Source organism: Acinetobacter sp. YT-02, from assembly GCF_002412355.1.
Taxonomy (GTDB): Bacteria; Pseudomonadota; Gammaproteobacteria; order Pseudomonadales; family Moraxellaceae; genus Acinetobacter; species Acinetobacter towneri.
Genome location: NZ_NOZT01000018.1, coordinates 21,889 through 46,067, shown reverse-complemented (window position 1 = coordinate 46,067; position 24,179 = coordinate 21,889). Strand labels below are relative to the sequence as shown.

Annotated in this window: 20 protein-coding genes and 1 riboswitch; of the genes, 3 read left to right on the top strand and 17 right to left on the bottom strand. The window is 43.6% G+C overall.

Translation table 11 applies throughout. The features are described from left to right. Positions 1-350 precede the first annotated feature (350 nt). Complete coding sequence (locus tag CF596_RS06940; protein WP_096901680.1) at positions 351-1,337, top strand: mechanosensitive ion channel family protein; 987 nt, start codon at positions 351-353, stop codon at positions 1,335-1,337. On the opposite strand, the gene CF596_RS06935 is transcribed toward CF596_RS06940, so the two are convergent. The 5 genes from CF596_RS06935 to prfB form a co-directional block, all read right to left on the bottom strand. Continuing rightward, positions 1,311-2,024, bottom strand: a complete 714-nt coding sequence (locus CF596_RS06935; protein WP_096901677.1) for a 16S rRNA (uracil(1498)-N(3))-methyltransferase — start codon at positions 2,022-2,024, stop codon at positions 1,311-1,313. The two genes, CF596_RS06940 and CF596_RS06935, sit on opposite strands and share 27 nt — an antisense overlap. Before the next feature lie 2 nt (positions 2,025-2,026). Beyond that, the gene (locus CF596_RS06930) at positions 2,027-3,307 is read right to left on the bottom strand and encodes a 3-deoxy-D-manno-octulosonic acid transferase (RefSeq protein ID WP_096901674.1); all 1,281 of its coding nucleotides are present in this window, start codon (positions 3,305-3,307) and stop codon (positions 2,027-2,029) included. Positions 3,308-3,391: 84 nt separating this feature from the next. Then, on the bottom strand, positions 3,392-4,471 hold the full coding sequence (locus CF596_RS06925) for an alkene reductase (protein ID WP_096901672.1): 1,080 nt from the start codon (positions 4,469-4,471) through the stop codon (positions 3,392-3,394). 20 nt (positions 4,472-4,491) lie between these two features. Then, on the bottom strand, positions 4,492-4,791 hold the full coding sequence (locus CF596_RS06920) for a helix-turn-helix domain-containing protein (RefSeq protein ID WP_016658749.1): 300 nt from the start codon (positions 4,789-4,791) through the stop codon (positions 4,492-4,494). A gap of 158 nt (positions 4,792-4,949) precedes the next feature. Continuing rightward, positions 4,950-6,045, bottom strand: a protein-coding gene (prfB, locus tag CF596_RS06915; protein WP_096901669.1) for a peptide chain release factor 2 whose coding sequence is annotated in 2 segments (ribosomal slippage) — positions 4,950-5,972 and positions 5,974-6,045 — 1,095 coding nt in all. Because the reading frame shifts where the segments join, the coding sequence is not laid out codon by codon here. Between the two features lie 572 nt (positions 6,046-6,617). On the opposite strand from prfB, the gene CF596_RS06910 reads away from it, so the two are divergent. After that, positions 6,618-7,394 carry a putative porin gene (locus CF596_RS06910; RefSeq protein ID WP_096901666.1) on the top strand — a complete coding sequence of 259 codons (777 nt, stop codon included), beginning with the start codon at positions 6,618-6,620 and terminating at the stop codon, positions 7,392-7,394. Positions 7,395-7,442: 48 nt separating this feature from the next. On the opposite strand, the gene recJ is transcribed toward CF596_RS06910, so the two are convergent. The 10 genes from recJ to CF596_RS06860 all read right to left on the bottom strand — a co-directional run bounded on the left by recJ (position 7,443) and on the right by CF596_RS06860 (position 21,181). Continuing rightward, complete coding sequence (gene recJ, locus CF596_RS06905) at positions 7,443-9,152, bottom strand: single-stranded-DNA-specific exonuclease RecJ (RefSeq protein ID WP_096901663.1); 1,710 nt, start codon at positions 9,150-9,152, stop codon at positions 7,443-7,445. A gap of 13 nt (positions 9,153-9,165) precedes the next feature. Further along, positions 9,166-9,822 (bottom strand): pyridoxamine 5'-phosphate oxidase, encoded by a 657-nt coding sequence (gene pdxH / locus CF596_RS06900; RefSeq protein WP_096901662.1) that lies wholly within the window; start codon positions 9,820-9,822, stop codon positions 9,166-9,168. Between the two features lie 12 nt (positions 9,823-9,834). Next, positions 9,835-11,166 (bottom strand): phosphoglucosamine mutase, encoded by a 1,332-nt coding sequence (gene glmM, locus CF596_RS06895; RefSeq protein ID WP_096901661.1) that lies wholly within the window; start codon positions 11,164-11,166, stop codon positions 9,835-9,837. 120 nt (positions 11,167-11,286) lie between these two features. Continuing rightward, positions 11,287-12,753 (bottom strand): IMP dehydrogenase, encoded by a 1,467-nt coding sequence (gene guaB / locus CF596_RS06890; protein ID WP_004974257.1) that lies wholly within the window; start codon positions 12,751-12,753, stop codon positions 11,287-11,289. A 329-nt stretch (positions 12,754-13,082) separates the two neighbouring features. Beyond that, a complete protein-coding gene (locus tag CF596_RS06885; protein ID WP_004974255.1) occupies positions 13,083-13,448 on the bottom strand; it encodes a YkgJ family cysteine cluster protein in 366 nt (121 codons plus the stop codon). A gap of 106 nt (positions 13,449-13,554) precedes the next feature. Next, positions 13,555-14,352 (bottom strand): MBL fold metallo-hydrolase, encoded by a 798-nt coding sequence (locus CF596_RS06880; protein WP_004974253.1) that lies wholly within the window; start codon positions 14,350-14,352, stop codon positions 13,555-13,557. A 185-nt stretch (positions 14,353-14,537) separates the two neighbouring features. Then, positions 14,538-15,113: a TMEM165/GDT1 family protein gene (locus tag CF596_RS06875; protein WP_096901659.1), complete on the bottom strand. Its 576-nt coding sequence runs from the start codon at positions 15,111-15,113 to the stop codon at positions 14,538-14,540. A gap of 72 nt (positions 15,114-15,185) precedes the next feature. Then, a riboswitch (yybP-ykoY riboswitch) is annotated at positions 15,186-15,345 on the bottom strand. A 99-nt stretch (positions 15,346-15,444) separates the two neighbouring features. After that, on the bottom strand, positions 15,445-17,424 hold the full coding sequence (locus CF596_RS06870) for a 2-oxo acid dehydrogenase subunit E2 (RefSeq protein WP_096901656.1): 1,980 nt from the start codon (positions 17,422-17,424) through the stop codon (positions 15,445-15,447). A gap of 2 nt (positions 17,425-17,426) precedes the next feature. Next, positions 17,427-20,129 carry a pyruvate dehydrogenase (acetyl-transferring), homodimeric type gene (gene aceE / locus CF596_RS06865; RefSeq protein WP_096901655.1) on the bottom strand — a complete coding sequence of 901 codons (2,703 nt, stop codon included), beginning with the start codon at positions 20,127-20,129 and terminating at the stop codon, positions 17,427-17,429. Between the two features lie 368 nt (positions 20,130-20,497). After that, entirely contained in the window at positions 20,498-21,181 is a 684-nt protein-coding gene (locus tag CF596_RS06860; RefSeq protein ID WP_096901653.1) for a M23 family metallopeptidase, read from the bottom strand. A 106-nt stretch (positions 21,182-21,287) separates the two neighbouring features. Here CF596_RS06860 and CF596_RS06855 point away from each other — a divergent pair, with 106 nt between their 5' ends. Beyond that, the gene (locus CF596_RS06855) at positions 21,288-21,728 is read left to right on the top strand and encodes a DciA family protein (RefSeq protein WP_004974242.1); all 441 of its coding nucleotides are present in this window, start codon (positions 21,288-21,290) and stop codon (positions 21,726-21,728) included. Positions 21,729-21,825: 97 nt separating this feature from the next. Here CF596_RS06855 and lpxC read toward each other — a convergent pair whose 3' ends face one another. Both lpxC and ftsZ read right to left on the bottom strand, forming a co-directional pair. Next, the gene (lpxC, locus tag CF596_RS06850; protein ID WP_004974240.1) at positions 21,826-22,728 is read right to left on the bottom strand and encodes a UDP-3-O-acyl-N-acetylglucosamine deacetylase; all 903 of its coding nucleotides are present in this window, start codon (positions 22,726-22,728) and stop codon (positions 21,826-21,828) included. 123 nt (positions 22,729-22,851) lie between these two features. After that, a complete protein-coding gene (gene ftsZ / locus CF596_RS06845) occupies positions 22,852-24,033 on the bottom strand; it encodes a cell division protein FtsZ (protein ID WP_004974238.1) in 1,182 nt (393 codons plus the stop codon). Positions 24,034-24,179: the final 146 nt, after the last annotated feature.

The following is a 24,179-nucleotide window of genomic DNA, read 5'->3' as shown; positions in this document are numbered from 1 at the left end:
GCATAAATTTTATACAAACAAGAGCATGCCAAATCGTTGATCGAATGCCATGTCCTTGCATTCATACTTTTCAGGTTTACATTCCACTGTACTGCGCATTGCATTATTTTTAAAGAAAATATCGTCCAATAATCGCGAGTATTAACATTTTTTTACGCAGCCAATCATCCATGCCAACGACCCTGTCTTACAGATAAAACCACATACAACTAGCATTTTAAGCACCAAAAAATAGTACGCTCATCACTTCTCTCCAAGTTGTCTAAAATACTCGCAAGTAAGCATTGCTTCATTAACCAAATTGAGTTTTTCAGGCAAAATAGTCACTTCATTTTGAATTCGGAATTATCGTGGCAGAATCCAAACCCTCACTCAGTGAAGTTTCTGAAAACACCAGCCAGCTGTTGCAGGAAGCCACTGAAAAAACTACGCAAACCGTGATCAATCATACGGCCAAGTACAATGACGCCTACTCCACCATCGACAAAATTATGGAAGGATTTTGGGAGCGTGTGCCGTATTTAATGATTGCAGCCGTGGTGCTGATTCTGTTTTGGCTGCTTGCCCGTGTGTTTAAATGGTTTGTCCGCAAGACCCTAAACAATCGTTCCTATACCCGACAAAATCTGGTTTTGGTGCTGAATCGGGTCGGTAGTTCCGCAATTATTTTCTTTGGTTTTCTGATTGCGATGGTAATTGCCATTCCTGGCTTTACCCCAAGTCAACTCATGAGTGCTTTGGGATTAGGCTCAGTGGCGATTGGTTTTGCCTTTAAGGATATCTTTCAGAACTTATTGTCGGGTGTACTGATTTTGATTGGTGAGCCTTTTAAAATTGGTGATGACATCATCGTCAATAATATGGAAGGCACGGTGGAAGATATTCAGATTCGTGCAACCTTTTTGCGCTCTCCCGATGGGCGTCGCATCGTGATTCCAAATGCCACGGTCTATACCAGTGCCGTGACGGTCAATACGGCTTATACCCGTCGTCGTTGCGAGTTTGTGGTCGGTATTGGTTATGAAGATGACGTACAAAAAGCCAAAGATATTATTTTGGCCATTTTAGACCGCGACATCAAAATTTTAAGTCAGCCTGCCTTTAGTGTGAATGTCACTGCATTGGCCGATTTTTCCATCAATTTAAATGTGCGCTGGTGGGTCAATACCACCGAAACCACCACATCGGCTTCCATTAGTGAGGTGCAGGAGCGTGTCATTGCGGCCTTTGCCGAGCATCACATTTCCATTCCTTACCCAGTACAGGAAGTGAAAGTGTATCGAGGTGAAACGGCATTGCTTGAAGAAGATTCAAACCGAGCCAAACAAACGCCCTAATACATAGGCAATCACGGTTTCAGTCCGAATAATACGGTTGCCCAAGTGTCGTGCTTGGCAGCCGTTTTTTTCGAGCAAATCAATTTCGTAGGGAATAAATCCACCTTCTGGGCCAATCACAATACTGCATGGATGTTGGATGGCATGTGGCATAGCTTGATCGGTATAAGGATGCGCCACATAAGCAGAACAATCGGCAGAAATCAAACCGGGCAAAACATCTTCCACAAAGGGTTTAAAGCGTTTATAAAGTTGGATCTCAGGTGCAATGGTATCGCCTGCTTGTTCCAAGCCCAAAGTTACATATTGATCGAGCTGCTGCAAAAATGGCGTTTGCCAATAGCTTTTATCAACCCGATAGCTGTGCAGTAAAATAATTTTTTCCACACCTAACGTCACGCTATCCATAATTAAACGACGCAATACTTTGGGGCGCGGCAAAGCCACAATCAGGGTCACAGGCAGTTTTTTTGGGACAGCTTCTTCATGCAGGGCTTTGACTTGAATTCGCTGCTCGCTGACTTCCACCACTTCGGTCAAATAACGCTTGCCACCACGAATCCCGACTTTCAAGGTGTCACCGACTTGCACACCAACATGCGTATGCAAATGCTGCACTTGCCGCTGGGTGCTAATAGACCACACTTCATTTGTGGTCTGTCGCGGGTCAAGCAAAACGATATTCATATTTAAAGATACTGATTCATCACGTGAATATGCTCAGTTAAAGAGCCACGATTTTTATACATAATCACTTGAGCATTTTGATTCAGCTGTGCACGTAACGCAGGTTCAAACAACAATTGCGTTAACGTATTTACAGCTTGTTCAGCATCTTCGACCACATACACGGCTTCTGCTGCAACAAACTCATCCACAATACTTTGAAAGTTAAAATAATTTTTGCCCAATACCGTGGCGACATTTAAGGCCAAAGGCTCTAAAATATTATGCCCACCGCCAGGTTCATTCAGCGAACCACCGACATAACAGGCCTGACTTAAGGCGTACCACAACCACATTTCACCCATGCTATCGGCTAAATACACTTGTGTTTCGGGTTGAATCGCTTCAGCCAAACTACGGCGCTGCATATTGAGTTGCAGTTTTTTCACCTGCACAGCCACTTCATCAAAACGCTCTGGATGGCGCGGCACAACAATACATAACAATTCAGGATGTTCTGCAAAATAAGGTTTCAGTGCAGTCAATAATTGCTGTTCTTCAGGCGCATGGGTACTGGCAAGGGTAATAATTTTGCGATGTGCCAATTGCCATGTCTGTTGCAACTGCGCGGCTTGCTCTACAAAATCTTCTGGCGCAGTAATATCAAATTTAATATTACCCACCACGTTTGTACGCTCGGCAGGCATCCCCAATGCGATAAAACGCTGCTGTGTGGCAGAGTCTTGCGCCAAAAGTTGCTGCAAATTTTGCAACATGCCACGAGTCAATCCTTTAACTTTGGCATAGCCTTTGGCCGATTTTTCCGAAAGCCGCGCATTAATCAACAAACACGGGACTTGAAAATGCTGCGCCTGATCAATCAAGTTTGGCCATAACTCTGTTTCGACCAGTGCCAATAATTTAGGCTGATATTTCTGATAAAACTCACGAATTAAATGCACCTGATCGGCAGGTAAATACACGGCTTGAAATAAATCTAAATACGGTGCTTTTAAAAATAATGATTTGGCGCGTGCCTGCCCCGTTTTGGTGGTATTGGTGACTAAAACGGGATGTCCCACTTTTAAATAATGTTCAATTAAAGGTTGTGCGGCATTAGTTTCCCCCACCGACACCACATGAAACCAAATGGCATGTAAATTTTTAGCGGGCTGAAATGGGCCAAAACGCTCAAGCAGTTCTTGTTGTAATTGCTCAGGATGTTCGGCACGTTTACGAATACGTGACTGATAAATCGGTTTTAACAGCGCCAAGGCTGCGTTATACCAAAATGGAGTAGCCAAAAGATGCGCCCCAAAGAAAGATTATCGGCAAAATATAACAGAGCCACACGCGCATGTTAATTGCATGTGGCGCTATACTGGCTTTTATTCTACAGCGTGTTGTGTTTCCGCCAAAGTTGGATAATCGATATAGCCTTCTGCAACGGCTGTACCAATCATGTTTTCCAGCTTGAGTTCGTTTAAAGGTACATCTGCCAATAAACGCTCATACAAGTCTGGATTGGCAATATACGCCTTACCAAATGACACCGCATCGGCCTTGCCCGAAGCCAATAATTCCACGGCATCAGCACGACTTAAACGCATGTTCGCGATATATGGCACACCGCCTGAACGTACTTTCATTTCTTGGGAAATGCTGTCTTCGGCTAAATATTCGCGGGTAAAGAAAAAGGCGATTTTACGCTGCCCCAATTGCTGCATGACATAGCCAAAGGTTTCACGTGGATCATCATCTCCCATGTCGTGCTCATCGCCACGTGGTGCTAAATGCACACCGACTCGACCTGCGCCCCAGACTTCAATTAAGGCGTCCATCACTTCTAACAAGAAACGCGCACGATTTTCAACCGAACCACCGTATTCATCGTCACGTTGGTTGGTTTTGCTTTGCAGGAATTGATCAATCAAATAACCATTGGCTGCATGCAACTCTACCCCATCAAATCCTGCTTCTTTGGCACGGATGGCGGCTTGTTTATATTGCTCGGTAATGGTGTGGATTTCTGCAATTTCTAAGGCACGTGGCAACACATATTCACGTTTAGGACGCAACAAACTGACATAACCTGCTTGTTGTACCGCACTTGCCGATACTGGTGTTGCACCATTGAGTAAATCTGGATGTGAAACACGACCTACATGCCACAGTTGCGCCACAATCAAACCACCTTTGGCATGCACGGCATCGGTAACGAGTTTCCAACCCTGCACTTGAGCATCGGTAAACAATCCTGGGGTATTTAAATAACCATTGGCTTCTTCAGAAATTACCGTTGCTTCTGAAAGAATCAAACCTGCGCTAGCACGCTGTGCATAATATTCCGCCATCATTGGCGTTGGAACACGGTCATCGCTCGCGCGGCTACGGGTTAAAGGTGCCATCACCACACGGTTTTTTAGATGCAGATCACCCAAAACTAAAGGAGAGTCTAATTCAGCCATTTTTGCCTCTAATCTCACAGTTAAAGTGAGTGTTTCAAATATTCGACGTATTGCTGAATGAGTGCTTCATTACGAGAAAAATATGACCATTGTCCGTATTTTTCTGCACGAATAAGACCTGCCTGTTGCAGTACCGATAAATGATTTGACATGGTCGATTGCGACACGTTGCCCAAACGCTCGATGTGTCCTGCACATACACCACGCTTAAAGTCGCCACACTCATCGATCGACAAAAATTGTTCTGGTGCTTTTAACCATTCTAAAATTTGCCGACGGGTAGGATTGGCTAAGGCTTTAAAAATTAAATCGACATCCATCACTCAGACACATATTCGTAAATATAAGCCCAATTCAGCAGCTGTCCTTAATATATCGTATTTTTTCGATATTAATATCGATTTTTTACGATTTATATAAATTTTTTAAGCAACTTCACTGAATTGGGCAGGCTCATTAGGATCTTACAGACCGTAACTTATAGACCCTGCTTTAAACTGGCTTCAATAAACTTGTCTAAATCACCATCTAAAACCGCACCTGTATTTGAAGTTTCCACGCCTGTACGTAAGTCTTTAATACGTGAATCATCCAATACATAAGAACGAATTTGGCTGCCCCAACCAATATCAGACTTCGAGTCTTCAAGTGCTTGAGCCGCCTCATTACGTTTACTCATTTCCAATTCATACAGCTTGGCACGTAATTGTTTCCACGCATGGTCACGGTTGGCGTGTTGCGAACGTTGGTTCTGACAAGCCACCACAATACCTGTAGGTGCGTGGGTTAAACGTACCGCAGAGTCAGTTTTGTTAATGTGCTGACCACCTGCACCTGACGCACGATAAGTATCGGTACGGACATCGGCAGGGTTAATATCAATTTCAATATTGTCATCCACTTCTGGTGAAACGAACACTGCAGAAAATGACGTATGACGACGGTTACCTGAGTCAAATGGCGATTTACGCACTAAACGATGCACACCCGATTCGGTACGCAACCAACCATAGGCATATTCGCCTTCAACGCGAATGGTCGCAGATTTAATCCCTGCCACATCACCATCCGATTCTTCCATCAATTCTGCTTTAAAGCCGTGACGTTCAATCCAGCGCATATACATACGCAACAGCATCGATGCCCAGTCTTGCGCTTCTGTACCACCCGAACCCGCCTGAATTTCGACATAGCATGGATTTGGATCCATTGGATTACTGAACATACGGCGGAATTCAAGCTTCGCCAGTTCTTCTTCAGCAGAAGTCAATTCAGACTGCACATCAACCAATAAATCTTCATCATCGGCTTCAACAGCTAAGTCCAACATGGCTTGGGCATCTTCTAACTGGGTCGCCAAACCTTCTAGGACATGAATCACGTTTTCAAGCTCGCCCTTTTCTTTGGCCATGGCTTGCGCACGACTTTGATCATTCCAGATTGCAGGATCTTCTAACTCGCGGAGAACCTCTTCTAAACGCTCTTTTTTAAGATCGTAGTCAAAGATACCCCCGTAGTGTTTGACTACGTTCGTTCAAGTCTTTTAATTGGTTTAGATAAGGATTAATTTCCACGTAAATTCTCTCAATTAACAATGAAGCTTATTAGCTGATAATTGTAGCACAGACCTGTTCTGGCATTTCTACCCTGCTGTAAATTCCAGCATAACTTTTCAGCTTTTATAGGTTGAATGCTAAATGTGGTTAAAAATAAAGATCGCTTTAAACTTTTAAAGTGAAAGCCTGATGATATCCGACTTAAAATAGCATGCACGATTAACACGGATGTTTATCTTAATGGCTGATCTAACGCGCTAATGTTCTGCCTGACACATTCAGCTGAAAACATGCTTAAAAAGTGGTGTATGGTAATTGCTTCAACCCGCCAAAATAAAACAAAGATGAAACAAGTTTGATGATTTAATGATCGATTTTAGCAAAATTCACAAAATACACATAGTTTTAATAAAACAAAACATTTAATTATTTCATTTTTATTTCAATCACTTAAACTCAAAATATTACACAAATTTACGCTTGTAACAAAGCGGCAACTTTCCTGTGATTGACGCTGATTTTTTTTCGCCTAGACTGAAAGTTGTAACAAAAAGTTTAACTGTTAACCAGATTTCAGAGGGGTACTTTCCATGAAAAAATTAGCAATCGCATCAGCCCTACTTTCAGCTTTGGCTATCACTGGTACTGCGAACGCATACCAGGCTGAAATTGGTGCATCAGCAGGACTGATTGATCCAGACAACGGCAGTTCAAGCGGTTCATTCGGTGTAGATGGTACTTATTACTTTAACCCTGTACAAACCCGTAATGCACCTTTGGCAGAAGCAGCGTTCCTTGATCGTGCTAGCAACGTAAATGCCAAATACCAATATGACGAAGTTGGCGACAATGAAGCGCATACTTATGGCGTAGGTGCAGAGTACTTTGTACCGAACTCAGACTTTTACTTAAGTGGTAATGTGAACGGTCATGACTTGAAAGACAATGATGACCTAAACAATGATTTAACCACCTATGGTGCAGAAGTGGGTTATTTACCAGCACCAGGCTTGTTAATCGCAGCAGGTCTTAAAGGTTGGGATAATGACCATGATGATGGTGTAGACCCGACTTTACGTGCTAAATACGTAACTACACTTTCGAATGGTAAAGACATCAACCTTGAAGCAGGTGCTGCTTTTGGTGATCTCGATGAATACAATCTTGCTGCAGATTACTTCATTGATAAAACGCTAAGTGTAGGTGTCGATTATTACAGCAACGATATCAACGATAATGATGAGTTTGGTGTGAGTGCACGTAAATTCTTTACACCACAAGTCAGCTTGGAAGGTCGTGTAGGCTTTGGTGAAGTTGGTAATGCTGACTACAACCGCTTTGGTGTCGCAGCTAAATATCGCTTCTAATTCCATAAATTAAAAGCAAAAAATCCGCTCAAATTTGAGCGGATTTTGTTATTTAGATTGCTCCAAATGCACAATCTGCAACTGTAAACTCACATTGCCATTAAACACATTGCGCTCTAATTCATAAATCAAACGCACATCATCCAGCATCGGGTTAAATTCAAATTTATCTTTGGCACCAAATGCAATCGCATCTACAACCTGCCCATTGTCCAATGACAAACGCAATTTTAAATGGGTGTCCTTCAACCATCTAAAATCGACCACTTTAAACCTCCCTTCAAACACAGGCTGCGGAAACTTTTGTCCCCACGGCGCCAAATGCTGCAGTAAATCTACCGTGTGTAAATGAAAAGCCTCTTGCGGCAATTCACCATCTGTCCACAGCACAGCATGAAATAAATCTGCATCCATTTGCGCAATGATCTGTTCAAAGACCTGTTTAAATTCTGCAAAGTGCGCCTTTTTAATGGTCAAACCTGCCGCAGCTGCATGCCCACCAAAATGACTAACCAAATGTGGATATTGCTCTGCGACCAATTCAATGGTGTCACGTATGTGAATCCCTTCTATTGAACGGGCCGAACCTTTAATATGCTCACCATCTTCATCGGCAGCAAATACAATCGCAGGACGATGGAACTGCTCTTTTAAACGTCCTGCGACAATTCCAATCACGCCTTGATGCCAATGTTCTTCAAACATAATCAAAGCGTGCGGTAAATCGCTTTGATCTAACTGCAACTTTTCCAATTCTGCCAGCGCATCTTGTTTAATTTGTGCTTCAACCTGACGACGTTCCTGATTCAAAGCATTTAACTGACGTGCTAAAGCATAGGCACTTTGCATATCCGTTGCCAGTAAACACTCGATTCCAATATCCATGGTTTCCATGCGCCCTGCGGCATTAATACGTGGCCCCAAGACAAAACCCAAATCCTGCGCTTTGAGCTGTGCGGGTTCTCGTCCTGCCAAGTCCAGCAATGCACTAATCCCAGGACGACATAAATTCTGCTGTATCCGTTTTAAGCCTGCATCGACCAAAATACGGTTGTTATAATCCAGACTAGCGACATCGGCATAGGTCCCCAAAGCCACCAAATCTAAATATTGAGTCAAATTTGCAGCAGATTTGCCTTGTTTTTTACGCTGACTAGATAAGTTCGCCAAAACGTAAAATGCCACGCCCACTCCCGCCAAAGCTTTACTTGGGAAATCACATCCCAATTGGTTTGGATTGACCACCGCCTCTGCATTTGGAGTAGCTTTCGTGGTAAGGTGGTGATCGGTGATAATGACCTGCATCCCCAAAGCTTGCGCACGTTCCACCCCTGCATGACTGGAAATCCCGTTATCTACCGTAATCAATAAATCAGGCGTATAACGCTCAAAAGCCAAATCGGCAATGGCGGGGGTTAAGCCATAACCATATTTAAAACGGTCAGGTACTAAATACTGCACGTGTGCGCCCATTTCGCGCAGTGCCAAAATCATAAGTGTGGTGCTGGTCGCGCCATCGGCATCGTAATCGCCTACAATTACAATTTTTTTCTGCTGATCAATCGCCTGATCCATTAGCTGAATTGCTTCAGGAAGACCCTTCATGCTTGGAGCAAGCAAGTGTTTCAGTTTAAGTTCTAGCTCCTGCTCAGACGTAACGCCACGGCGCGCTAAAATTTGGGCAACAAATGTAGAGACGCCCTGAAAGTTTTCAGGGCGTGTAAGTAAAGGTCTTTGTTTTATTAGGATTTTTGACATATTTTCCAGTGATTTAAGGCATCAAGCGTTGTAGTTTCCACTCACCTTCAATTTTTTCATAAGCTAAGCGGTCATGCAAACGGTTCGGACGGCCTTGCCAAAATTCGTAATAATCAGGCTGCAAGCGGTAACCGCCCCAAAATATAGGTTTTTGCAATTCAGATTGATCGCCCACTTGGGCATGCAAGTCTTGGAAACGCGCCTGTAGTTCTTCACGGCTGGCAATCACACCACTTTGCGGAGTGCTAATATGCGCAGCGATTTGGTTGTCACGTGGGCGTTTGTGATAATACGCTGTCGATTCTTGCTCATCAATTTTTTCGACATAACCGCTGACACGAATCTGACGTTCCAGTTCAGGCCAGTAAAATAACAATTCAGCATAAGGATTGGCCGCTAAATCCAACCCTTTTTGACTGTCATAATTGGTATAAAAGTCATAGCCTGCTTCGGTGGCTCCACGCAGCAACACAGTACGCACATGCGGACGACCTTGCGCATTGGCAGTCGCCAATGACATCGCATACGGTTCATGCAGCTTGGCTTCTAAGGCATGGTTAAACCAATTCAAAAACTGAATATGCGGATTGGCACTGACCTGTGCTTCTAGCAATTCACCTTTTTGGTAACTTAAACGCAGCTCACTTAAATCTTTAATTAAATCACTCACGATTTACCCCCTTTAGACGGCATGACGACGTACAGCATCTGCTAAATCTTTCGCCATTGCCTTCACTTCAGCCAAATCATCACCTTCCACCATGACACGAATCACAGGTTCAGTGCCCGATTTACGAATCAATAAGCGTCCACGACCTTTCAGCTGTTCCGTAGCACGGTCAAACTCTTCCACCAAGGCAGGAACGGTATACGGATCAAACATATTTGCTAAGCGCACGTTTTCCAGCACATTTGGCAACAGTTTAAAATCTGCCACCAATTCATGTAGGGCTTTATTTTGTTCGACCATCACCGTTAACACTTGCAAGGCAGCAATAATTGCATCACCTGTGGTGCTCTTGTCCAAAGTCAAAATATGCCCCGATGGCTCACCACCAATCACCCAGCCATTTTCTTCCAGACCTTGTAGCACGTAACGGTCACCGACATTGGCACGGAGTAATGGTACTTGGGCTTTTTCTAACGCCAATTCCAGCGCCATATTGCTCATTAACGTCCCAACAATACCTGCAGGTTTTTTCGAGCCTTGTGTGGCAAGAATATATAAAATGTGGTCACCATCAATTTGCTTGCCTTGACTATCCACCAAAATCACACGGTCTGCATCACCATCAAATGCAACACCCAAGTCCGCCTGATGCTCAAGCACTGCTTTTTGCAAACTTTCAGGATGGGTTGAGCCGCAATTTTCGTTGATGTTTAAACCATTCGGCTCATTGTGAATAGCAATCACTTTCGCGCCTAATTCACGGAATACCGCAGGACCAACATTGTAGGCCGCACCATTGGCGCAATCGACCACAATGGTGAGGTCATTTAAATCTAAATGATATGGAAAGGTCGATTTACAAAACTCGATGTAACGCCCATTGGCATCTTTAACACGAACACTTTTACCCAAGTTGGCCGTATCTTCAATTTTTAATTCTTGCTGCAATTCTTGGTTAATTTCTTCTTGCAAGGCATCTGGTAGCTTTTTACCTTCGCCCGAGAAAAATTTAATCCCGTTATCAAAATATGGATTATGCGATGCTGAAATCACAATGCCTAAACTGGCATGCAGGGCACGGGTTAAGTGCGCAATAGCAGGCGTAGGCAATGGACCGAGCAAATGCACATAGACACCTGCGGCATTTAAACCTGCCTGTAATGCTGCTTCTAAAATATAGCCTGAAAGACGTGTATCTTTACCCAATACCACAATAGGTTTATTTTTTTTGGTGTGCTTTTTTAAAACTTTACCTGCTGCAAAACCTAGTTTTAATGCAAATTCAGGTGTAATTGGTAACTCTCCAAACTTCCCTCGAATGCCGTCTGTACCAAAATAACTCATATTGTTCTCACTTCTTAGGGGTGATCTTTATCATCACTTTTTTACTGCGAGTTACTTTACACCAAAAATGAAAAAGCCGTCACATTGATGACGGCTTTTATTTGAAAACGATACTAAATATTAACCAACGCGATAGTTCGGCGCTTCTTTGGTAATCGTCACATCATGCACGTGAGATTCCTGCATACCTGCTGCAGTAATTTTCACGAATTTAGCATTTTGGCGTAGATCTTCAATAGTTGAAGAACCTGTATAACCCATAGATGAACGTAAACCACCCATCATCTGATGCACGATGTTGCCCATTGGGCCTTTGTACGGTACACGACCTTCAATGCCTTCTGGTACAAGTTTTTCTGCACCTGCTTTCGAGTCTTGGAAATAACGGTCTGCAGAACCTGTTGCACCCGCCATTGCACCCAATGAACCCATACCACGGTATGCTTTGTAGTAACGACCTTGGAAGAATTCAACTTCGCCCGGTGCTTCTTCAGTACCTGCAAGCAATGAACCGACCATAATGGTACTTGCACCTGCACCAATCGCTTTGGCCATATCACCAGAGAAGCGAATACCACCATCGGCAATTAATGGAATCTGTTCTTTCAATGCATTGGCAACAGCGTCAATTGCAGAGATTTGCGGCATACCAATACCTGCCACAATACGTGTGGTACAGATTGAACCTGGGCCAATCCCCACTTTCACTGCGTCTGCACCTGCATCTAACAATGCCAAAGCAGCATCGCCAGTTGCAATGTTACCGCCAATTACTTGAACTTGTGGATAGTTGGCTTTTACCCAACGTACACGCTCAATTACACCTGCAGAGTGACCGTGTGCAGTATCAACCACAATCGCATCGACACCTGCTTCAACCAATGCTTCTACACGGCTTGGCGTTTCTGCGCCTGTACCCACTGCAGCACCCACACGTAAACGACCTAAGTCATCTTTACAGCTGTTTGGATATAATTCTGCTTTACGGAAATCAGTGACCGTAATTAAGCCTTTTAATTCCTGCTGGTCATTTACCACCAAGACTTTTTCAATACGATGCTGTTGCAATAAAGCTTGAATGTTTTCTTTAGATTCGTCTTCGCGTACTGTCACTAAACGATCTTGACCTGTCATGATATTGCTGACAGGTTGTTCAAGGTTGGTTTCAAAACGTGTATCACGTCCTGTCACAATACCGACAACTTTGCCATCTTTTACCACAGGTACACCGCTAATATTGTTGGCTTGAGTCAGCGCAATCAATTCACGTACTGTAGTTTCAGGCGTTACGGTAATTGGGTCTTTCACCATACCCGCTTCAAATTTTTTCACACGGCGCACTTCGGCTGCTTGCGCAACGATGTCCATGTTTTTATGCAAAATACCAATACCACCGTTTTGCGCCATCGCAATTGCCATACGAGATTCAGTCACCGTATCCATTGCTGCTGAAACCAAAGGAATATTCAGGTCAATGCCGCGCGTAAAACGTGTCTTTAAGGAGACATCTTTTGGGAGAACAGTAGAATAGGCAGGGAGTAATAAGACATCATCGAAGGTTAACGCTTCTTGAACGATGGTCAGCATAACAGTCTCACTGGTAATTTCCGTGAGCCATTATAAACAAATCTGGGCACAAATTTCATTTGTTCTCTAAGAAATATTTTTTATTCTGCCCTTCTGGGGGATGCAGCATGAAAAAATCGGTAATTTTCATCTAAAAATTGAGGTTTTCACTCCTAGTTTGCTTTTTAGCCACGCAAGTTTAAAACTTGCGAGGTTTCATTTTTCAGGCAGATAAAGCCGCTTCAATCTGAATCATGATTTGGCTATCTACCCAAAATTGAGCCACAAAAAAAGCAAAGCCGCAGCTTTGCTTTTCCAATCTGGATTGCGATCAACAACTTAAAGCACCATTAAACCACTTGATCGAAGTCATCATCATTCACAGAAATGGCTGGATCGACTTGCACAAATGGAATCATGTTATGCGCACGACGTGCTTTATTGCATTGATCATCGGCAATTTGCACTTCTTTACAAGAGCTGCTGCGTAATTCATAAATCCCGCAGCTCACTTGCTGTCCAACTTCACCTTCTAAAGCGACACAACGCGGCTGACTCTGATTGGTACCACACATGCATGAATAGACTGCTGTTACTGGTTCCGTGTAGTGTTCAGGCATATTCATGCCTTCAGCCCAATAAAATGAAACACGGAAATAAGCGCAACACGCGCCGCAGCTTAAGCAGGCATCGGCTGTAGGTACTTGAGACAACATTCGTTAAGTTCTCGTCATCAAAAAAATCGTTTTTGGGCGAAAATCTTAAAAAAAGTTGTTTTTGCACTCAAGTTTTTTTTACAGTTTTTTCAGCTTTTTTTGTCGCTTATTCAGGGCAGCTAAAAACGTGTTCATCCATCAAATCGACGCCACATTCCAATGTTTCAATCCAGTCTAGGAATTGGTTCACCTGTTCTTTGCCCACAAATGGCGTACCGTGTTGCGGCACAATCATTTCAACGTCCATGGTGCGTACCATATTCACCCAGAGGCGAATCACTTTATTGGAACACATATAGCGCTGATGGAAACCTTTCATCGCAGGAATATGCGCAGCAAAATCAGTCAATGGAATTGAAGCATCTTCCACCATTGACGCACCCATATCACCAGAAAATAAAATTTTGGCGATAGGATCATAAAACTGGAAATTACCAACAGAGTGTAAGAAATGCGCAGGCACAGCAATAATTTTAGACTCGCCCAAAGGAATTGCCTGACCTTCATCTGGCAGTTCCACCAAACGATCTAACCAGTTGCCTTTCATACGGTCGCTCATAAAAGATGAGCTTAAGTGCGGCAAGAAACGCGCCCACAATTTTGATGCTACGATTTTTGCTTCGGTATAGACCAACCAACGCGGCATTGAAGTGATGATGTCTGGGTCTTGGTGCGATGCCATGACATAGTCAAGATTGGTCAAACGGGTATATTTGTTTAATTCCATGGTCAGTGGTACATAGGTCAGGTCGCCACCTGGGTCTAGCACTGCGGCACGGTTATTATCAATGATCAGAAATTGGTTGGCCTGAACACCTTCACCTTTGACCAAACTGGTAAAACTAATACATTTATGTGTCCCATTATCAAATAAGACCTGCGATGTTGTACGGTCAAATGCCATAACCAATCCCCAATTTTTTCATTTTAAAAATAGATTTTCTATCATTGAATAACATATAGCTATTTATGGAAAGTTACAATAAATAAAATGGCTCAGATTATCTGAAATATCAGTGAATTGCAGTACCATTCACATAAATAAATCCCGAGCAGTTTGCTCAGGATTTATGCATTTTAATGAATAATTTAGAATAAATAATGTTGCGCCAAAGTCGACACACCAATAATTAGGAAAATCAGTGCACCAATTTTATGAATTAAAGAAATTGGCAATCGGGTCGCTAATTTATTACCAATAAATACCGCAGGTGCATTGGCCAGCATCATCCCCAAAGTGGTTCCAAGCATGACCCAAAACACGCTGTCATAACGTGCGGCTAAAGCCACTGTGGCAATTTGAGTTTTATCGCCAATTTCTGCCAAAAAGAACAATACAAAGGTCGCGCCAAATACACCGTATTTTTGCCACTTGTTGATGCTTTCAGTTTCATCATCTAGCTGGTCTGGAATAAGCATCCAAATCGCCATGCCAATAAAACCTAAAGATAAAATCCACAATAAAATTTCTGGGCTAAGTACCGTGGTAATCCACTGCCCTAAAACTGCAGAAAGTCCGTGGTTAATGAGTGTTGCCAGTAAAATAGCAACCAAGATTGGAGCAGGTTTACGAAAACGTGCCGCGAGTAATAAAGCCAATAGTTGGGTTTTATCACCCATTTCGGCTAAGGCGACAATGGCAGTCGAGATGAGGAATTCATACATGATGTTTTTCTCTGGCTAGCACACATACCAATGACCTATCCCTCCTGCTAGCCAAAATCTGCAGAGTGATAAATCAAAGGTCTTGCCAACAAAAGAAAGCTTGAAAAAGCTGACTTGGTTCTTTGCTATGATGACCATGTTCTGTGGAACAAATATGTTGACCATCACCTTTTTACTGCATTCAGTTTGAACAGAAATTAGTAAAAAGCGGCTACTCCCCAATGAAGTAAAGCTATTCTAAACGGAATACTGCGGTTAAGCAAATTTAGCCGAGTAACGGCACTGACAAAAAAACCCTGCCGTAGCAGGGTTTTATAAAGCTTTTCTGAATTTAGAGCAGCAAGCTACGAATATCTGCCAACAACTGGGTCAGTTTATGGGTAAAACGTGCTGCATCTGCACCATTAATCACCCGATGGTCATACGACAATGACAACGGCAACATCAAGCGCGGATCAAAACCTTCACCATTCCAGACAGGCTGCATGGTCGCTGGTGAAATACCCAAAATCGCAACCTGTGGCCAGTTCACTAACGGCGTAAATGCCGTACCACCAATCGAACCTAAACTGGTGATAGTAAAGTTTGCACCTTGTAAATCTTTAGGCGACAACTTTTTATCACGCGCTTTTTGGCTCAACTCGCCCAGTTCGATCGCAATTTGTTTAATCGATTTCTGATCTGGATTGCGTAGCACAGGCACGGTTAAACCATCAGGGGTTGCCACGGCAATGCCCATGTGGATTTCTTTACGCAGCAGCACAGACTTTTGATCATCTGCCAAATGCGCAGCGAAATACGGTTCATCTTTCAGCAAATGCGCTACAGCTTTGGCAATGAACGCCAAAATGGTCAAGCTAACACCTTCTTTTTTGAAGTTAGCTTTCAATTCACTGCGCCACGCTTCTAGCTCAGTAATATCGGCCAAATCAAATTGCGTGACTTGTGGAATGTAATTGTTCAGGGACAATTGCGGAATTGACACTTGTTGTAAGCGCGTCAAACCTTTTTCTTCCACGCCACCAAATGCACTAAAATCAGGCAACTTTGGCAAACCTGTAACTTGCTGTGTTGTAGCAGCGACAGGAGCAGTCTGCGGCGCAGTAAGACGCGCTTTAACATAAGCCTTCAAGTCTTCTTTGAGTACACGTGCATGTGGGCCAGTGGCGTTTACATCGGCTAAAACGACACCCAACTCACGTGCCAGTTTACGCACAGCAGGGCCTGCATACACTTTTGCATTGGCTTCATGTTGCGCCTTGCTCAATTTGTCTACATTCGTATGTGCACTTGCTGCAACCGTTGTGGTTTGTGCTGTAGATGCAGCACTGACTGCTGGCGATGCACTTGGTGCAGAGGCAACTTGCGCTGCCGCAACTGCTGCTGGTGCAACTGCGCCTGCAGTTACTATCGTCACTAAGGCATTGCCCTGCGCAACACTTTGTCCTAATTCTACATGAATCGCTTGAATCACGCCTGCAGTAGTACTTGGCACTTCTACCGTAGCCTTGTCTGATTCCACCACAATCAAACTTTGGTCAGCGGCAACTGTATCACCTACTTGTACCAAAATTTCTGCCACTGTGGCTTTATCGACCCCTAAATCAGGCACTGCGACTTCAACCTGTGCTGATGCTGTTGTTTGTGGTGCAGATGCAGTTGCTGCGCTCGCTGTTGCAGCAGCCGCTTCTGCTGATGCCACTTGAGGTGTTTCCACCTGTGTGACTGCAGCAGCGGCGGTTTTCACTTTCAGAATCACCACACCTTCTTTTACGGTATCACCCGTATTGATTTGGATAGCGGTAACTGTACCCGACACCGTACTTGGCACTTCTACTGTAGCTTTGTCCGACTCCACCACAATAATGCTTTGATCCACATCAATCGCATCGCCCACTTGTACTAAAATTTCACCAACAACGGCTTTTTCCACGCCAATATCAGGTACTTGTACATCTACTTCTTGCGCAGTGTTTGATGTCGCTGAGCTTGGTGCTGCAGCGACCACTGGTTCAGCATCTTGCTTCGGTGCCGCGTCCACTTCGGCTTGCGGTGCAGCAACTTCTGTAGCAACTGCGGTTTGAGCTTCTGTTTCTAGCTCAATCAGCACCGCACCTTCAGTCACTTCATCGCCTTGTTGTACCAAAATACTTTTCACTACCCCTGCAGCGGTGCTGGGTACTTCAACAGAAGCTTTGTCTGATTCCAACAGGACAATGCTGTCATCAACTGCAATCGTGTCGCCAACTTTAACAAGAATATCTGCAACAGTGGCTTTATCGACACCAATATCAGGCGTTTGAATTTGCATGATCAGTGCTCCTCTTTGTAGTCAGCAACCGCTTGTACTTCAGGAACCGCTTGCGGTGCCCACGCGACAGGACGATCTGTATCTAACTCAAATGTCGAGATTGCATCTTTGACCAAACGCGCATCGACTTCGCCTTCATCAGCCAGTTTTTTCAAGGTGGCTACCACAATGTGTGCAGCATCGACCCCAAAGTAGCTACGCAAGTTACCGCGGGTATCGGAACGACCATAACCATCGGTACCTAAGGCAACAAATGGACGATTGTCTGGCAAGTAACCGCGAATTTGCTCGCTATAGGCGCGCATGTGATCGGTAGCAGACACGACAATGCCATCTTTGCCACGTAACTGTTGTGAGATCCACGGCTCTTTGCTTTCTTCAGCCAATGGATGCAAACGGTTGTATTCTTCACACGCCATACCATCACGCGCCAATTCATTAAAACTGGTCACACTGTAGACATTCGAGTGGATTTGATACTCTTCACGCAAGATTTTCGCCGCTTTGATGACTTCACGCAAAATCACACCTGAACCTAGCAATTGAACCGTGGCTTTTTCATCTTCCTGCAGTAAATACATGCCGCGCTTAATGCCTTCTTCCACACCTTGTGGCATTTCAGGATGCTCGTAGTTTTCATTCATTACGGTGAGGTAATAGAACACGCGCTCCTGATTGACATACATGCGTTGCAAACCATCATGCACAATCACGGCAAGCTCATAACCAAAGCATGGGTCATAGGACACACAGTTTGGAATAGTATTGGCTAAAATATGCGAGTGACCATCTTGGTGTTGCAAGCCTTCACCATTGAGTGTGGTACGTCCTGCAGTGGCACCCAACAAGAAACCTTGCGCCTGTGCATCACCTGCCGCCCATGCAATATCCCCAATACGTTGGAAACCAAACATGGAGTAATACATATACATTGGGATCATTGGTAAGTTATTGGTCGAATAACTGGTACCCAAAGCTGCCCAAGCACTCATTGCACCTGCTTCGTTAATGCCTTCTTGCAGCATGTGACCGTCTTTGGCTTCACGATAATGCATCAATTGTTCTTGGTCTTCAGGGGTGTATTTTTGCCCATGTGCGGCATAAATACCCAGTTGACGGAACATGCCTTCTAAACCGAAAGTACGCGCTTCATCGGGTACAATGGGTACCACACGGTCTTTAATGGCTTTTTCTTTGAGCAGGGCAGAAATCAAACGCACCATCACCATAGTGGTCGATTGTTCTTTGCCACCTGAACCTGCCAAGACTGAATCGAAGACTGATAATTCAGGAATTTGTAAAGCTTCGCTGTCTTTACGACGCGCAGGCAAATAACCACCCAACGCTTCGCGACGCGCTTTCATATATTTCAATTCAGGCGAATTTTCACTTGGACGATAGAACGGCACTTCTTCAAGTTGCTCATCGCTAAATGGCAAGTTGAAGCGGTCACGTACATATTTTAAAGAATCCAACTGCATTTTTTTGATTTGGTGGGTTTTGTTCACCGCTTCAATTTCATCAGACAAACCATAACCTTTGACAGTTTTGGCTAAAATGACCGTTGGCTGACCTTTGGCCTTACATGCTTCAGCATACGCCGCAAATACTTTGTACGGATCGTGACCACCACGGTTCAGGTTATCAATATCTTCATCGCTTAAATCTTTGACCAATTCTTTGGCTTCAGGATATTTACCAAAGAATTTCTCACGAGCGTATGCACCACCTTTCACTTGCAAGCGCTGATAATCACCATCCACCGCTTCTTCCATAATGGCTCTTAATGCACCTGTGTCGTCTTTGTCTAATAAAGCATCCCAATGACGCCCCCAGACCACTTTAATCACGCGCCAACCTGCGCCACGGAATAACGACTCAAGTTCTTGAATGATTTTACCGTTACCGCGTACAGGGCCATCTAAACGCTGTAAGTTACAGTTCACCACCCAAATCAGGTTATCTAGCTTTTCACGACCTGCCAGTGAAATTGCACCCAAACTTTCTGGCTCATCCATTTCACCATCGCCTAGATATGCCCAGACTTTACGGTCTTCTTCTTTAATTAAACCGCGGTTCATTAAGTATTTTTGAATATGTGCCTGATAAATTGACATGATTGGACCCAGACCCATCGACACCGTTGGGAACTGCCAATAGTCAGGCATTAAATAAGGATGTGGATAGCTAGGTAAACCGTTACCGCCCACTTCACGGCGGAAATTATTCAATTGATCTTCGGTTAAACGCCCTTCTAAAAATGAACGGGCATAAATACCGGGTGCACAGTGACCTTGGTAGTAGATCATATCACCGCCAAAATGATCACTATTGGCACGGAAGAAATGGTTAAAACCAACATCATACAATGTTGCTGAAGATGCGAAACTTGCAAGGTGACCACCTAAATCATCACCTGTTTTATTGGCACGCAATACCATTGCCAACGCATTCCAGCGAATCAGGGCGCGAATACGACGCTCCATATCCTGATCGCCCGGCATGGCAGGTTGTTCTTCCACTGAAATGGTATTGAGGTAAGGAGTATTTAATCGCTGAATGGGTACATGCTTTGCAATTGCACGTTGGTACAGTTTTTCGAGTAAAAATGCTGCCCGTTCAGTACCCATATGTTGTAACACAGCATCAAAGGCGTCTTGCCATTCTTGGGTTTCTTGTGAGTCCGTATCACCGTAAAACGCCATAATTCACTATTCCTAAGCCTAATCGTATGCTTTATATGTATCATAATTTAGACTTTAGTAGATATGGCTAATCTTAAATGCGTATCCTGCATACTATTTAGAAAATAAATAGTGATTGACACTTTCTTACAGCAAATAACAAAAAACCGCCAATTTAGGCGGTTTTTTATACAATAAAGCAGATACTGCGTGTTATTATTTTTTTAGGTGATAAGTTGATGTCTGAAATGTCTCACTAGATTTCGCTAAAAGCTAAAACGTGAGTATAAAGAAAAGCGACCTTTGCCGCTTTAATTTCATGTTTTAATTTGTAGTTCGCGTGTAGTTTACAGTGAGTGTGGCTAGAGCATGAATTTCTAGCCAAAACATTACGGCAACATTGCTAAATAGGTAGAAGGGTTCTTACGTTGACCATCTTTCACTACTTCATAATGTAAGTGAGGACCTGTACAACGACCTGTACAACCTACGTTGGCAATATGTTCACCTGCTTCAACGCGGTCACCTACACGTGCGATTAAGCGTGAAGCGTGTGCATAGCGCGTGATATAACCATTGCCATGGTTAATTTCTACATATTGACCATAACCTGTGCCCCAACCTGACTTAGTCACAATACCTGGGCCAGTCGCATAAATTGGTGTACCGCTTGGTGCAGCAAGGTCTAAGCCTGAATGGTTTTCAGCACGACCACTCATGACACGACCGCCATAGTTCGAGCTAATACGTGCATTTGGTAATGGATGTGACACTAACCAAGCATAAGGATTTGAAGAAGCAAAACGGGTGCTGGTATTGGTACCGTATTTTTTTGCTAAAGACGCATTGTTTAATTCTGTAGTCTTTTCACGAAGCTTAACGGTCATCTGCGTTTGTGCAGGAACATCAATGTCTTGTGTTTCTGTATAAGAACCTTGTGACAAGGTGCGGGTTAATTGCTCAATACGATCAGTCGATGAATTTTGAGAATCTAACTCAACTAAATCAGCAAATGCGACAGATGCTGCCGAAGCTGCCAGTGAAAACGCTAATAAAATACGGCGCGAATGCATAAAAAAACCTCTTAACTGTTCTTACTTGAAGTTCCTTGTGATCTCTTCCTTGATATCTACTGAAAGGAGCGCATAAGATTAGGGCATAAACATGAAGGAATGATGTATGTCCGAACCTGTGAATCTCTTTCAACAAACAAGAAAACACATAAAAACAGGAAACCTAACGTTTCTCTCAACCCAAGTTGCTGCATGGCAGAAACTTGGCAAACTTATTCAACCTTTACTGCCGCAACCAGAGCAATGGCAGGTGGTTTGTTATCAACAAGGTGTCTTAACCATTACTGGAACGAATCAAGCGATGGTCAGTCAACTTGCTTATTTGCAAAAGCAATACATTACTCAACTGTCACAACTGCATGAACTGAAAGACATACAAAAAATTCAAGTTCGTTTAAGAGTTGAATCTCAAACGCCCCCAAAAAGCGAAAAGCCTTTAAGAACACTTAGTCCAGAAACTCAAGATATGTTACGAGGTGCTGCTGACTTTGTGAGCGACCCTAAGCTTAGCCAAGCTTTGTTACGTTTGGCAAGCAATAAAAAATAATTGTTTGCAGAAAACACCAAAAACTCGTGCTCAAATTTGTGATGAAATTCACATATTATTGTTGTTACATTATAACGTAGTAAGAAAAGACAATGACTTATGTCACATGCACAAAAGTGATCGGGCAAGAATTTATGTCATCAAATGTTACAATTTCATAACTGCTTGGATCGCTCTGAACATTGCGTAATAACTGATTATTTAAGGCATGTCCTGATTTATAACCATCAAACTTGGCAATAATTTGATGTCCAAGCAAGTACAAATCCCCCACAGCATCTAAAATTTTATGCCGTACAAACTCGTCCGAGAAGCGCAAACCTTCTTCATTGACCACGCCTGTATCATCTACCCCAATGGCATTATCTAAACTCGCACCCAAAGCCAAATTATTGGCTTTTAAATAGTCCAAATCTTTCATAAAGCCAAAAGTACGTGCGCCACTGACTTCATAGACAAAGGTTTCTGTAGAAAAATCGATGGTGGCAGACTGATATTCTTTTTTAAAGGCAGGATGATCAAAGTCGATGGTGAAATTGAGCTGAAAACCTTCATGCGGACTGAACACCGCACGTTTATCGTCAATTAAAGCTTCTACAGGTTTTAAAATTTTGATGAACTTTTTCGCAGCATCCTGTTCTTTTAAACCACCCTGCATCAACAAATAAATAAAAGGCCCTGCACTGCCGTCCATAATGGGCACTTCAGAGGCAGACACTTCAATAATCAAGTTATCAATGCCCAACCCTGCAATTGCACTCATAACATGCTCAATAGTGCCAACTTTGGCATTATCCTGAACCAAATTCGAGCACATAAATGCTTCTTGAATCAGCATGGCATCGGCTGGAATATCGACAGGCGGATTTAAATCGATACGACGAAACACAATTCCCCCATCGGCATGATGCGGCACAAAGTTGATCAATACTTTTTGACCACTGTGCAGACCAATACCGCTCGCCTTGACGACACGTTGTAGGGTACGTTGTTTCAGCATGTTCTCAATTCATCTAAATTTTAAAACCGCTATACGTTAGCATATTTAGCCATTGATAAAAAACAAAAAAGGCAGTTTAAAACTGCCTTTTCCCGATCACACAATGAAATTGAGGATCTTGGCTTATTTACGCTGCTGATTTTTCAAATAGTCTTGAATACTCATTGGCGTTGGACGCGCAGAGCCTGATGTTGTTGTCGCACTAATTGCAGGCGCAGTTTCTGCCTGCTGACGCTGAATTGCAGGCACATCATCTTCTTCTACTGCCGCTGTTGGTGCTGCAGAAGTGGTTTGTGTCACGGTGCGTTTTGCAGGCTCTGGTGTATCGCCTGTGTTACGCGCTAAACCAGTAGCAATAACAGTCACGCTAATTTCGTCACGCGCTTCAGGATCAAATACCGTACCGTAGAATACTTGGGTTTGTTCGGTATCTGAAAGTTGATGAATCACGTCCATGATCTCTTCGATTTCACCGAAGGTCACATCATCACCACCCGTTACGTTAATCAACAAGCCTTTGGCATTGGCAATGGTTACGCTATCGAGCAATGGGCTACGAATCGCTTGTTCAGCCGCTTGTCGCGCACGGTTTTCACCACGACCTGAACCAACACCCATCATCGCATAACCGCGCGTACTCATCGCAGTTTTCAAGTCAGCAAAGTCTAGGTTGATGTGACCTGGACGTACCACCAAATCAAAAATACTGCGTACACCGTTCAACAAAACGTCATCGGCTTTTTTATACGCATCTTTCATTGAAATGTCGCGGTAAACTTTCATTAAACGCTGGTTTGGAATAATGATTAAAGAGTCTACATGCTGTTCTAATGCCGCAATCCCTTTTTCCGCAGAAAGTAAGCGACGCTTACCCTCAAAGTTAAATGGCGTAGTCACCACACCAACAGTCAAAATGCCCATTTCTTTGGCAATTTCAGCCACAACTGGCGCAGCACCTGTACCTGTACCACCGCCCATCCCTGCAGTCACAAACACCATGTCTGTGCCTTCAAGTTGCTGACAGATCAGCTCGCGGCTTTCTTCCGCTGCAGTTTGACCCACTTGAGGATCACCGCCCGCGCCTAAACCACGTGTGCTTTGCTCACCTAGCTGGATTTTGAATTGCGAATTCATGCGATCCAATGCTTGTTTGTCCGTATTGGCACAAACAAATTTTACACCCTGAATATCCGACTCAAGCATGTGCTGCACAGCGTTACCACCTGCACCACCCACACCAAACACAGTGAAACGGGCTTGACCGTTGCTATCGGTTTGATCATCTATAAATTCAAATGAGGCCATGACCTTTAGATTTCCTAATACGTTATTGGCAGTCACTTAAGCCCGTATACTGCCTTGATCTTCATAAAAATTATTTTTAAGAATGCTGTTCAACTTCTGGCTTGTCAAGTACCAGTGATGATCCGTACAACTTCCTAACAATATTC